Annotated in this window: 8 protein-coding genes and 1 pseudogene; 8 read left to right on the forward strand and 1 reads right to left on the reverse strand. The window is 59.6% G+C overall.

Going from position 1 to position 12,854, the window contains the following annotated elements; genetic code table 11:
• Positions 1 to 1,092: 1,092 nt before the first annotated feature.
• The 4 genes and pseudogenes from AC1DE4_RS03610 (at position 1,093) to AC1DE4_RS03625 (ending at position 6,935) form a co-directional block, all read left to right on the forward strand.
• Entirely contained in the window at positions 1,093 to 2,265 is a 1,173-nt protein-coding gene (locus tag AC1DE4_RS03610; protein ID WP_477879986.1) for an efflux RND transporter periplasmic adaptor subunit, read from the forward strand.
• Positions 2,262 to 5,423, forward strand: a complete 3,162-nt coding sequence (locus AC1DE4_RS03615; protein ID WP_477879988.1) for an efflux RND transporter permease subunit — start codon at positions 2,262 to 2,264, stop codon at positions 5,421 to 5,423. Before AC1DE4_RS03610 ends, AC1DE4_RS03615 begins: the two co-directional genes overlap by 4 nt.
• An 84-nt stretch (positions 5,424 to 5,507) precedes the next feature.
• Positions 5,508 to 5,687: pseudogene (locus AC1DE4_RS03620) on the forward strand (hypothetical protein); the annotation flags it as partial.
• A 78-nt stretch (positions 5,688 to 5,765) separates the two neighbouring features.
• Positions 5,766 to 6,935, forward strand: coding sequence for an ATP-binding protein (locus tag AC1DE4_RS03625; RefSeq protein WP_477879991.1), 1,170 nt, complete (start codon positions 5,766 to 5,768; stop codon positions 6,933 to 6,935).
• Between the two features lie 21 nt (positions 6,936 to 6,956).
• Here the strand turns inward: AC1DE4_RS03625 and AC1DE4_RS03630 are convergent, their stop codons facing one another.
• Positions 6,957 to 8,681, reverse strand: a complete 1,725-nt coding sequence (locus AC1DE4_RS03630) for a hypothetical protein (RefSeq protein WP_477879993.1) — start codon at positions 8,679 to 8,681, stop codon at positions 6,957 to 6,959.
• Positions 8,682 to 9,232: 551 nt separating this feature from the next.
• Here AC1DE4_RS03630 and AC1DE4_RS03635 point away from each other — a divergent pair.
• The 4 genes from AC1DE4_RS03635 to AC1DE4_RS03650 are packed head-to-tail and all read left to right on the forward strand — an operon-like array spanning position 9,233 to position 12,810.
• Positions 9,233 to 10,405 carry a transporter substrate-binding protein gene (locus tag AC1DE4_RS03635; protein WP_477879995.1) on the forward strand — a complete coding sequence of 391 codons (1,173 nt, stop codon included), beginning with the start codon at positions 9,233 to 9,235 and terminating at the stop codon, positions 10,403 to 10,405.
• Positions 10,405 to 11,010, forward strand: a complete 606-nt coding sequence (locus tag AC1DE4_RS03640; RefSeq protein ID WP_477879997.1) for an ANTAR domain-containing response regulator — start codon at positions 10,405 to 10,407, stop codon at positions 11,008 to 11,010. The genes AC1DE4_RS03635 and AC1DE4_RS03640 overlap by 1 nt, the downstream gene beginning before the upstream one ends.
• Entirely contained in the window at positions 11,003 to 11,890 is an 888-nt protein-coding gene (locus AC1DE4_RS03645) for an ABC transporter permease (protein WP_025658341.1), read from the forward strand. The genes AC1DE4_RS03640 and AC1DE4_RS03645 overlap by 8 nt, the downstream gene beginning before the upstream one ends.
• A complete protein-coding gene (locus AC1DE4_RS03650) occupies positions 11,890 to 12,810 on the forward strand; it encodes an ABC transporter permease (RefSeq protein WP_477879999.1) in 921 nt (306 codons plus the stop codon). Before AC1DE4_RS03645 ends, AC1DE4_RS03650 begins: the two co-directional genes overlap by 1 nt.
• Positions 12,811 to 12,854: the final 44 nt, after the last annotated feature.

The following is a 12,854-nucleotide window of genomic DNA, read 5'->3' on the forward strand; positions in this document are numbered from 1 at the left end:
CCCAGGCTTAGTTCGAAGTTACTGCACGTGTCCCGATGTAATACGACATCGCCTCCGGACATCAGTGAAGTAAGCTAGAACCGTGCTTATAGTTTGGAATTTAAATTCCTAAGTCAAGGGATCAGTAAACATCTTTTGTTGCGCGATTTATCGAAAGCAAGGCCGATAAATACAGTTTTATGCTGCATAAACACGTAGGCGATATTGAAAGTTGCTGATTTCGGGAAACCTTTAATGACGCCATCTGATCGACCGCAACGGTGAGTAGTGTCAACCATGTGGGTGCTTTTCCCCACACGATACTCCTGCGATGCCGCGCCAGGCAGCCCCACTTGTGGAACCGAACTGCGGGACGACCAGATCAAGGTGAGCCGAAGGATATGGATGCAGGTCAATGCTCAGACCGCGGGGAGCGGGCTGCTGAAGAAACCCTTTCATGGCGGGGCGCCAGTCGTGTGCTGACAATTTTTTACGACCAACGGAACCTTTTCGCGATTGGCAGGTTTGAGCCATGGCCACGCACGGAGCCCTTCCTCCGGGCCACGCCTTTGGTGAAGGGCCTGCTGTCTCCCAGGCCAGGCTCTTCACCGTCCTTCCCACGCATTCGAGACAGGGACCGGCCCGATGGAGGCTTGCCCTATGCCGCCGGCAAAGCCGGATCACAGCACTTTCCGCTTTGGTTCAATGAAGGAAACCTCGCACGGCTCTCTGCCTGTGTGCGGGAACCCGCGTGCCGGAGCCAGCATGCCGGGGCCTGGCTTCAGGCGCTTGTCATCTCCTGTTCGCGATCATCCTGTCCTGTGCGCTGATCCGCACCATTGGCCCCAACGGCGCCATCTCTGCTGCTGAATGCCGTTGGATTGCCGAAGCTGCCGTCGCCTTTGGCCGGTTATCGGTCCAGCCGGGATGCGTGAAGGGCTTGTTGTCGACGACATAGTCGTCAGCCCGCCATCAGCGTTCCAAGCCTGGATGTCCCGGGACTTGCCGATTTCAGCGACTAACGGTAGCATTTGTGAATAGCGGTCGATCTGATACCTACTTTTAAGTGCCTGGAGTTGAAGAAGCCATCTCGGTTCTGCTGGAGACTGGTCGATGAAACTGTCATGTCGTGTTCCGCCAGCCTGCCTGTTGATCGTGCTTGCAGCCTGGATGGCCGCGCCTCGAGGTGCAGTGGCACAGACTGCCCCATCGGTTGGCGTTATCAGCGTTCCGGTGGAAGATGTTTCGCCCAAGCACGAATTCGTCGCGCGCGTGGAAGCGGTTAATGCCGTCGATATTCGATCGCGGATCGAAGGTTTCCTGGACAAGCGCCTTTTCGACGAAGGCCAGGTCGTCGAAAAGGATCAGGACCTTTTCCTCATCGATCCTCGATCCCTGGAAATATCCGTGTCAGATGCGAAGGCTGCCCTTGCGAGTGCGCAGGCGACGCTGGCTGACGCCCAGCGTCGACTTGCGCGAAATCAGTCACTGACCACACAGACCGTATCGCGTGCAACGCTGGAAGAAAGTCAGGCCGCGGTCGAAACCTCTCAGGCTTCCGTGATGTCGGCACAGGCGCGCGTGGGCCAAGCCGAACTTAATCTCAGCTACACCCGGATAACCGCACCGATCAAGGGGCGCATAGGGGCGGCCGAGTTGTCGGTCGGCAGCTTCGTCAGCGGCAGTTCGGTGACACTGGCTCGCATTGTCGAGCTGGATCCGATCCGGGTTGTATTCTCTGTCAGCGACCGATCGATCCTTGAACTGCGTGCGGCTGCCGGAGGTGCCAGCAAGGATGATCTTGCAAAGCGGTATGAGCCTGGCCTGCGACTATCCAACGGTCAGCAGTACAAGGAACCGGGCAAGATCGAGTTTTTCGGAAACGAGATCGACGAATCAACGGGAACGCTGGCAATTCGAGCGCTTTTTCCCAATCCGGAGCGCCTGCTCACCCCGGGCCAGTTCGTAACGGTGATAATTTCGGAAAGGGAAAAGACACTGCGCCCGGTTGTGCCGCTCGGAGCAGTCCAGCAGGATCGCGAGGGCAAGTTTGTGTTGCTCGTCGATGAAAAGAACGAGGTCGCGCTTCGACGCATAAAAGTCTCCCAGCAAGTGGGTGCAAACTGGGAGGTGGACGACGGCTTGAAAGGCGGCGAGACGCTGATCGTCGAGGGCCTGCAGAATGTCTCCGAGGGCTTGGCCGTGACCGTCACTCAGATATCCCCTGATGACAACAACCTGACCTCTGCCACTCCCGTCCTGTCACCATCCGGTACGCCGCAATGAACATATCAGCGCCGTTCATTGCCCGGCCAAGGTTCGCGATGGTTATTGCGATCGTCATGATCATCGCAGGACTGGTCTCCCTCCTTCAGATACCCGTCGCGCAGTTTCCGCAGATCACCCCCCCCGAAGTCCAGGTGACGGCAAGTTATCCGGGCGCGAGTGCCAGTGTCATGACTGACAGTGTGGGCGCACTGATCGAAGATCAGGTGAATGGTGTCGAAGACATGCTCTACATGTCGTCGTCGAGCACCAACAACGGCAGCTATAGTCTGACGGTCACATTTGCGGCAGGGACAGACCCGGCGATTGCCCAAGTCAACGTACAAAATCGCGTCGCAATGGCGACACCACGCCTTCCTGCTGCGGTCTCCCAAACAGGCGTCTCGGTGAGAAGTCGTTCCTCGAGCATGCTTCTCGGTTTTGCGGTCTATTCCCCAAAGGGGACCAAGGACGACGTGTTCATCAGCAACTACGCGACGGTCAATATCCGAGATGCGATCGCACGCCTGCCGGGCGTCGGGGAAGCCAGCGTATTTGGTCCCGTCTACAGTATGCGCGTATGGATGAACCCCGATCGGATGCAGGCGCTTGGGGTGACGGCATCCGACTTGACCACGGCCATCCAGGGCCAGAACGCGCAGGCATCCGCCGGCCAGCTAGGATCTCCTCCATCGCCGACAGGCCAGCAATTGCAATTGACGGTTCAGGCCCAGGGACGGCTTGCGGATGCAACAGAGTTCGGCAACATAATCGTCCGCACCAACAGAGACGGAGCGATCGTCCGCCTTCGCGACGTCGCCCGGGTGGAGCTCGGAGCGCAATCATACGACACGGCATCAACCCTGAACGGGCAGCCGAGTGCCACGGTTGTCGTTTATCAATCTCCGGATGCAAATGCGCTCGCCGTTTCAGCCGCGGTCCTTGCGGAACTGCAAACATTGTCGAAGCAGTTTCCTGACGACGTCGCATATACGGTCGTTTTCGACACGACCACTTTCGTTCGCCAAACCATCGAGGAAATTTTCATTACGCTGGCAATCACCTTTGTGCTTGTCGTGGCGGTCGTCTTCCTTTTTCTGCAGGACTGGCGTGCGACGATCATTCCCACGTTGACGATTCCCGTTTCGCTGATAGGCGGCTTTGCCGTGCTTTACGTGATGGGGTATTCAGCGAATACAATCACGCTGTTCGCCATGATCCTTGCCGTCACTCTGGTCGTCGACGACGCGATTATCGTCGTGGAAAACGTCCAGCGCGTCATGAGCGAAACCGGCGTCGACGTCCGCGAGGCGACACTGCGCACGATGGACCAGGTCACGGGCCCGATTGTCGCCACCACACTGGTGCTGGCCGCCCTCTTCGTGCCGGTCGCCTTTCTCGCCGGCATAACCGGTGAGCTCTATCGGCAATTTGCGGTCACCATCCTGGTCACGATCACTTTCTCGACGATCAACGCGCTGACGTTCAGTCCGGCAATTTGCGTTCTGATGCTGCGCCCCACCCCCGAGAGCCGCTCGCGGTTTTTTGTCAAGGTGAACCAGGGACTGGATGCTTCACGGCGGTTTTATCTGCGGTTGCTCGATCTCTTTGCCCGCAAGCTTGCCCTCAGCGCGCTGGTTTTTGCTGTCATCGTGGGCGGTACATACGGTTTCTATCGCATCCTTCCGACCGGCTTTGTTCCTTCGGAAGACCAGGGCTATCTCTTCATGAATGTGCAATTGCCGAACGCCGCTTCGCTCGAACGCACGCAGCAGACAATTGCGGCCGTCAGTTCCGTGCTTCAACGCACGCCGGGCGTTGCAAATACGATCGGAATTGCCGGCGCAAGCATGGTTGGTGGCGGCGGCTCCAATTCCGGAATGATCATTTCCGCGCTGAAGCCCTGGAATGAACGGGGGGCCGATCAAAGCGTCTTTGCTCTCATGGACCGATTGCGCGCGGAGTTCGCCGCGATTTCGACCGCCTCGGTCGTGCCGTTTAATCCGCCTGCAATTCCGGGTCTCGGGACGACTGGGGGTTTTGACTTCCGACTTCAGGCGCGGGCCGGGCAAAGCCAGGCGGAGCTCGCCGAAGTCATGAGGGGCCTGATTATCGCAGCAAACCAGACGAAGACATTGACCAGTGTCTTCAGTACTTTTTCTGCCGACGTTCCCGAGGTCTATCTTGATATCGACAGGAAGCGCACGGAGCTTTACGGGGTTTCGCCCGCCACGATCTTCAACACGCTGCAAGCCCACCTGGGATCGTCATATGTCGACGACTTCAATATTTTTTCGCGCGTATACCAGGTTCGCCTTCAGGACGAACCGAGTTTTCGAACCCGCATCGAGGACATTCAACGGCTGAGAGTGCGAAGCCAGTCGGGGAGCCTTATTCCGCTCCAGGGGCTGCTTTCCATTTCTACCGTCTACGGACCCAACTCCATCAGCCGCTACAATCTTTTCCCGTCCGCGGCGATCAACGGACAGGCTACCGCGGGAACGAGTACAGGCGCCGCCCTCGACGCCATGGAGACAATCGCTGCGCAAAAGCTGCCACCCGGCTTCGGATACGAATGGACGGGCATGGCGCTTCAGGAGAAGCAGGCCGGTAACCAAACAACAATCATCCTGATTGCGGGGATCCTTTTCACCTACCTCTTCCTCGTTGCCCAATACGAAAGCTGGAGCGTCCCGCTTGCAGTGATGCTGTCCGTAACAGTGGCCGTTCTGGGGGCGTTGGGCAGCCTTCTGATTGGTGGTATCGACCTCAACATCTATGCCCAAATTGGCCTGCTGCTGCTGGTCGGACTGGCCGCCAAAAATGCGATTCTCATCGTGGAGTTCGCCAAGAAGCGCCGGGAGGAAGGGCTGAGCATCATGGAAGCGGCGACCGATGGCACGTCACAGCGCTTCAGGCCAGTGCTGATGACTGCGATGGCATCTGTGCTTGGCGTGGTGCCGCTGGTCGTGGCTACAGGTGCGGGAGCAGGCAGCAGGCAGGCAATCGGCACGACGGTTCTCGGCGGCCTGGTGGTCGGATCGGTCCTCGGCCTCCTGATAATTCCACTCCTCTATATATACGTTCAAACGGTCAGGGAGGCGGTCAAGCGTCAGCTTTTTGGTGTCGATCGGGTCGACCCAGACAGCAAACCTCCGGCTGCGGCGGCCGCGGATTGAAAATCCCAACTCTTTAGGAAAGCTGAACTTTGGGATTCTCTGCCGAGAGATGCAAAGCGCACTATAGTTCTTGAAAGCGGAACATCTGGAAGATCGCGTCCTCTCACCGAGGCGGAGGAGCAATCACGCCATCGGTCGGTGCAGCAGGCGTCGAGCTGCTACAACGTTGCAACCCGGCGCAGCGGACGCGCGCGCCCCGCGGATATGACTCGCTCTGGTGCCACTTCACGACTTGAGATCGTTAGCGTGCTGTCGCTTGCCTAGGGATCTGAATCGCATGTCTCCCTTCCCATCTCGATATTTAACCTTGCATTTCTGGATCTGAACTCCATAATTGCAAGGATGATCCGCAGGCGAAAAACATTAGAACTCATTGAGCTCATCGATTCCAATCCGGCCGTCGCTTTGCTGGGACCTCGACAGGTAGGAAAGACAACGCTCGCATTGGAAATAGGCGAACAGCGGCCGTCGATCTATCTCGATCTGGAGTCGGACGCCGATCGAGCCAAGCTCTCCGAACCGGAGCTCTACCTTTCCGGTCACGAGGATAAACTGGTTATTCTCGACGAGGTCCACCGCCTTCCGGACCTCTTCCAGGCTCTTCGTGGACTAATCGACAAGGGGCGGCGAAAGGGATTGCGCAGCGGCCGTTTCCTTTTGCTCGGCTCGGCCTCAATCGATCTCCTGAAACAGTCCGGCGAGAGCCTGGCTGGACGGATAGCATATTTGGAGCTTGCCCCAATTGACGGCCTCGAGGTCCACACGACTGAGCTCAATACGCTGTGGAACCGGGGTGGGTTTCCTGACAGTCTTCTGGCCAGGACAGATGCTGTTAGCCGGCGGTGGCGCCTTGATTTCATTCGAACGTACCTAGAACGGGACATTCCGCTTCTTGGACCAAGGATCCCTGCCGAAACGCTACGCCGATTCTGGACAATGCTCGCGCACCATCAATCCGGCCTTCTCAATGCGGCAGACTTCGCCCGCGCACTTGGCGTCGACGGAAAGACCGTTGCTTCCTATCTCGATCTCATGGTGGATCTGCTTCTGGTGCGTCGGCTCGAACCCTGGCACAACAATGCGGGCAAACGCATGGTAAAGTCGCCGCGTGTGTACGTTCGCGACTCCGGGCTGCTCCACAGTCTACTTGGATTGACAACGCTCGAGGATATTCTCGGGCACCCGATCGCCGGCGCCAGTTGGGAAGGATTCGTGATCGAAACGCTTCATGCCGCTATGCCAGTGGGCGCACATGCGAACTTCTATCGTACCGCTGCCGGCGCCGAGGTCGACCTCATTGTCACTCTGCCCGGCGGGCGCCGTTGGGCAATCGAGATCAAGCGAAGTCTCTCTCCGAAAGTGGAACGCGGCTTTCATAACGCCTGTCTGGAACTGAAGCCCGATCGCCGCATCGTCGTTTACCCAGGGTCCGAGGCCTATCCTCTCAACAACGAAATCGAGGTGCTGCCGTTGCGACAGCTTGGTGAGCAACTCACGCATCTTCAGCCTTGATAGCGAGCGCGTCCGGCTATTTTAGTGTGATTTCACCAGACCGGAGAAACCAGCGACAGCCAGAAGGCTGAGGGCCCAGCCGATGACGGACTGGAAGAAAAAATATCTCAAGGAGAACGTGCCGTTTGGTTTCATCGAATCCGGTCGCCAGTATTCCCTTTGACCGATGGACGCTACAGGCAGGAGTACATCCAGCGAGTACATTGGCGCATTGAACTCCGGGTAGCTGGCCGCTTCCGGCTGATTGCGGAAGCAAGTGAGTTGGTCTTCCCCGACCGCGGCACGTCCAGCCAGGTCCTGTCCGGTTGATGGCATATAGCGGATTTCGGTTCGCGGGAGATCACACATCGTCCATTCGGGGGAACGCAGAACGATGGGATTGTTCGGTTTCATTGCACCGTCGCGATAGGCGAATGCGAAGACACCCGTGCCGATCGCCCAGAAGAGCATCAGCCAGACCAGCACCAGCAGAGGCTGCCGCCCGTAACGAAGGGTGACGGCGAGCACACCGTCGACAATCGCCAGGCTTGCCCGCAAGATTGGATTTTTGGCACGCGCTCGGCGCGCACGTCGCTGCAGTCGCTCCTTGGCGATCAAGACCGCACGGGCATCCTCGTCATGGCCCATTTCCCGCAATACCATTGACAGATGCTCGTAGGGCTGCGGCCAGAAGTCCGCGTTCCACCGTTCTGGCGTCTGACGCGATAGCCAGTCGAGCCGGCTTGCCGCATCGGCTGGTCCTCCAATGAAAGCACCGTACCGGCAGCGGTTCAAAAGCAGGTCGCCAGTCTTGGGCCAGCTGCTCTGATCGTCATCGATCGCGCCGATCGTCGTCGCAGTGAGGTCGAGCGCACCCTCGACGGATGCACCTTGTCGCAGGAAGAATGCGCCGTCGATGATGGCGCGATTGAGCCGCAGCGCATTGCCGTTGGGCTGCGAAAGTGATGCGGAAGTGCAATTGACGTCACCTCCGAAGCGGGCACCGAGCAGGCGCGTTTCGCCGACGATGGTCGCCCCACGCAAGGCAAGGTCGCCCCCGGCCACGATCGCGTCTGCGTTCAATGCGACTTCGCCCGGGCGTTCAACCTGTGCGCCGACCGCATTGACGTCGCCCCCCAGCCGCGCCGCCGAAAGATTGATGCCGCCACGCACATTGGCGCCACGCAACAGGATGCCACCGCGTGTTTCCAATGCCTCGGCGTCGAACGCCATATCGCCGGGCGAAGCGATCGAAACACCATCAGCCTCAATGCTACCGCCAATCCGCGCGCCGGGAAGGCGGATTTCACCGGTGACAATCGCGCCGCGAAGCGAAATGACCCCCCGTGCCTCCAACCTGTCGGCCTGCAAGCCGGGCAGGGCCGAACCGTCGAGGAACAGATTGTCGATAACCGCCGAGCGCAGCACCGGCGAGGCGTCGAAGTGACAATCCTTGAGACCGATGTCGCGCGGTATCCGGCACCCCTCCAGGTCGAGAATGCCAATGATCCAGGCTCCGCTCAGCCTCAACCCTTTTTCATGCAAACGATAGGCACCGTCGCCAAGGATGAGATAGCGCAACAGGTCCGCCCGCACCGTCCGCTCGGGATCTTCCTGTTCCGGCCGCAGACCGTCGCCCAATCGGTCGAAGTCTCCGAGCTGCAGATGTGCCACGACCTTCGTTTCAGCGGCGCTGAGCGGATGAAAATCGGCAAGGCTGGGTAGGACGGGAACATGAGATCCCGGTTGGGGCGCTTTCTGGTTCATGAAGCCGGCATCCGTCTGACACCGCGTGAAGATCTTGCTCGAACGCAGCTTTGCCGGAGTGGACATCTTCCGGGGCTGCAAATCGGTCGATCGACAGGCGAGGCATGGCAATTCATGACGATCGTTCTCCTCCACCATGGCGTTCGCGCCGTGAGCGACTATGCGCCTTGGCCGCAGGGTAAACGTGACCCAAGACATCGATCAAACTTTGGGGCTCCCGCAGGACCTCGGTCCCAACGATATCGGATCGTCGCTCGCTTGGAAACGCGCCGGGGCGGCTCTTTTCCAGCCCCGTTTCACGATTGATTTCGTCGTTTGGGCGGCGGGTCAAGAGATGACGCCGACATGCGCCGAGGCTATCAGCGGCATATCGGACCAGGAGCACAGTTTCTGGCCCCCAGAATGGTTGTCGTCACTTCAATCCTTGCTTCGCCTATACTTGACGGCCCTATATAAAGGGCGCTATCAATTCCGAACATCGAAAAAAATCAGGCGGTTCGGCCTCACCGGGATGACATCCCGCGTGGGGTTTTTTCGTTCATAGGTGCTTTTTGGACACTCGGACGGTTGTTCAGGTCGGCGTATTGTTTTCCCACTCCGGTCCCTACGCGGATCTGGGTGAGCAGGGCTACGCTGGCACAATGGCTGGGATCGCCGCAGTCAATGCACGCACCGGCCTGCCGTTCCGGCTTGAGGCCAGTGTTGCCGATCCGAAGGGAAATACCGATCGCTATGCTGCGCTTGCCGCCGAGCTGGTGAGCGGTGGCGAGGTCCGACATATTGTCGGCTGCACGACATCCTGGAGCCGCAAAGAGGTCATCCCCGTCCTGGAAAAGACACAGGCACTCCTCTGGTACCCCTGCGTCTACGAGGGGTTCGAGGCGAACGAGAATGTTGTCTATGTCGGCGCCTGCGCCAACCAGCACATTCTACCGCTTCTGGAATTCGCCCTTCCTGCCTTCGGCCGCCGGGGTTTCCTCCTCGGCTCAAACTACATTTGGGGCTGGGAGACCTGCCGTATTGCTCGTGATGTGATCCTGCGTTCCGGTGGCGAGGTCCTCGGCGAAAGGCACGTTCCGCTCGGCGACGCCGATATCGACCGTATCATCGATGAAATTCACCGCAAAAAGCCGGATTTCATCCTCAATTCGCTGATCGGACCGTCATCCTATGCTTTCCTGCGCGCCTATCGCGCGCTCGGCGAGCGCGACGGCGATTTCGCGCCCGGCCGTCGCCCGGTGCTGAGCTGCAATCTCGGTGAGAACGAGATCGTCAAGATCATGCCCGCGGCCGAAGGGCACTACACCACAGCCACCTATTTCGAAACGCTGGAGACGCAGGAGAACGCGCGCTTTCTCGCGGGACTTCCAGCAGACGCTCGCGCCGCCGGCATATCGGCCTTCTTCGCACAGGCCTATTCGGCGGTTCTGCTGATCGCTGCCGGGATCGAGGTCGCAGGCGAAGCGGCGGCACTCGATGTGCTCGAAGCGGTCAAGGCACGCGCGGTCGAAACGCCCTTCGGCCCGTTGCGGATCGACCAGGCCAACAACCATATTCACGTGGTCGCGCATGTCGCTCGGGCGACTGCCGGCGGCCGTTATGATATCGTCCGGCAAGGACGCGACGCGATCGCACCGGATCCCTTCCTCATCCGCTCGGCGCTTGCCGTTCCCGCAATCGAAACCGCGACGACGCCGTCCCGACCACAGCTGAGACTCGTCTAATGAACAATGGCTTCATGACGCCTTCCTTCGAAGGCCTAAGAGCGCTGATCCTGCACCGCCAACACGCCAATACCGAGGCGCTGGAACGCCAGTTCGCGCGCATCGGCGTCAGTGCCGTGACCGTCTGGCCGGAGCTTGCGGCCGAACAGTCGTTTCAGGATTTCGACGTCCTGATGTTCGACGCAGACATGGGCTATGATGAGCAGTTTCCCTGGAGCGCCGGCGAGGCGCCCATTCCCACGATCGCCCTGATCGGCAGCGAAGCACCGGGACGGATCACCTGGGCCGTCAGCCACGGCGCCGACGCGCAGCTGCTGAAGCCGATCGGCAGCTCGGGCGTCTATAGCGCGCTGGTCATTGCCACGCATGCGTTTAAACGCCGCAAGTCGCTCTCAAGCGAGGTCGCAACGCTCTCCGAGCGTCTGGCGAACCGGGAAAACCTTGCCGAGGCCACCGCGATCCTGATGGTGCAGGAGCGGCTGCCGGCCGACGCCGCCTATGCGCTTCTTCGCCGCCGCGCGATGGACGAACGCCGAACGATCGACGAGGTCGCTCAAATCATTCTGGAGAAAACCGGGTTGAACGAGGGCAAGCGCCGTGGCTGAGGTCGCCATCTCCGTCCCTGTTGCCCCGACACCCGGCGTCTTTCGCCGCCTCCTGAAGCGCAAACTTGCCGTTTTCGGGCTGATCGTCATTGCGCTGATCGTTTTCGCCGCAGTGTTTGCGCCATGGATCGTTCCTTACAATCCGGATGAACAGTTCTTCGAAGGACTGACGCTCGAGGGCGCGCCGCTCGCGCCGAACGCGCAGTTCTGGTTCGGCACCGATCTGGTCGGCCGCGATCTCCTGAGCCGCATCATCTACGGCGCGCGAACCTCGCTGATCATTGGCGTCATCGCCAACGGCGTTTCCGTCCTCATCGGCTCGGCGGTCGGTATCACTGCCGGCTATTTCAAGGGCTGGGTGAGTACTGTGCTGATGCGTTTCACCGATCTGATGATGGCATTTCCGGCGCTGTTGCTTGCCATCGTGCTTGCGGCGATCTTCCGCCCGAGCCTCCTGATCGTTGCCATGGTGATCGCCATGGTCAACTGGGTGCAGATCGCCCGCGTGCTCTACACGGAAACGCGTTCGCTTGCCGAGCGGGATTTCGTAGAGGCTGAACGGGCACTCGGAGCAGGGACTTTCCGCATCCTCACCCGCCACATTTTCCCGCATCTGGTATCGACCATCGTCGTCTATGCGACGCTCGGCATTGCAACGACGGTGCTGCTCGAGGCGACGCTCAGCTACCTCGGCATCGGCGTCCAGCCGCCGACGGCCTCCTGGGGCAACATCATTTTCGAGAACCAGACCTATTTCACCAGCGCGCCCTGGCTCGTCTTCATTCCGGGTTTTGCGATCATCTTGCTCGCGCTCGCGTTCAATCTCGTCGGCGATGCCCTGCGTGACATCCTCGACCCGACTCAGCAGGGGCACCACTGATGATCTCCTACGTCGCCCGCCGCCTGCTGCAATCGGCGCTCATTCTGGTCGGCATCAGTCTGGTCACCTTCGTGCTGCTTTACCTTTTGCCGGCCGATCCGGCCCGCCAGATCGCCGGGCGCAGCGCGACGGCCGAGACTGTGGAAAGCATCCGTCAGCAACTCGGGCTCAACCTGCCATTCTACCAGCAGTATCTGCGCTATGCGACCGGACTGCTGCACGGCGATTTCGGTCGCTCCTACCTGCAGAAAACCGAGGTGGTAGAGCTGATCGCCTCGCGCCTGCCGGCAAGCCTGCTTCTGATGGCAGGGGCGATCACCTGCGAACTCATTCTCGGCATCGCCATGGGTCTCGTCTCGGCGCTGCGCCGTGGCTCGGGGCTCGACAACGGGCTGATGCTCCTTTCCTTCGTCGGCGTTTCGGCGCCGCAATTCGTTATCGGCATCCTGATGCTCTACGTTTTTTCCGTGCAGCTCGGCTGGTTTCCGATCGGCGGCTACGGCACCTTCGCGCATCTTGTACTGCCCTCACTTACTCTCGGAGTGCTGGGAGCGGGATGGTACGCGCGCATGATGCGTTCCTCGATGATCGACGTGCTGCGCCAGGATTTCATCCGCACGGCTCATTCCAAGGGGCTTGGCCGCGCCACGGTGATTTTCCGCCACGCGCTGCCCAACGCCATTCTGCCGGTAATCGCGATGATCGGCATCGACATCGGGATGTTCATGTCGGGCATAGTCGTGGTCGAAAGCGTATTCGGGTGGCCCGGTATCGGCCAGCTTGCCTGGCAGGCGATCCAGCGGGTGGACATTCCGATCATCATGGGAGTCACGCTGGTCTCGGCCCTGGCCATCGTCGTCGGCAATCTCATGGCGGACCTCATCGCCCCGATGATCGATCCGCGCATCAAGCTTCGCTGACAATCGTCGGCGGATAACGTGAACAGGTACAAAAAAACCAGAGG

This window comes from Rhizobium sp. 10N414 (assembly GCF_056394785.1).

What these genes read in the sequence shown, in the direction of transcription:
- AC1DE4_RS03615 (WP_477879988.1), top strand. Translation starts at nt 2,262, where the DNA reads ATGAACATATCAGCGCCGTTCATTGCCCGGCCAAGGTTCGCGATGGTT.
- AC1DE4_RS03610 (WP_477879986.1), top strand. Translation starts at nt 1,093, where the DNA reads ATGAAACTGTCATGTCGTGTTCCGCCAGCCTGCCTGTTGATCGTGCTT.
- AC1DE4_RS03625 (WP_477879991.1), top strand. Translation starts at nt 5,766, where the DNA reads ATGATCCGCAGGCGAAAAACATTAGAACTCATTGAGCTCATCGATTCC.
- AC1DE4_RS03630 (WP_477879993.1), bottom strand. Translation starts at nt 8,681, where the DNA reads ATGAACCAGAAAGCGCCCCAACCGGGATCTCATGTTCCCGTCCTACCC.
- AC1DE4_RS03640 (WP_477879997.1), top strand. Translation starts at nt 10,405, where the DNA reads ATGAACAATGGCTTCATGACGCCTTCCTTCGAAGGCCTAAGAGCGCTG.
- AC1DE4_RS03650 (WP_477879999.1), top strand. Translation starts at nt 11,890, where the DNA reads ATGATCTCCTACGTCGCCCGCCGCCTGCTGCAATCGGCGCTCATTCTG.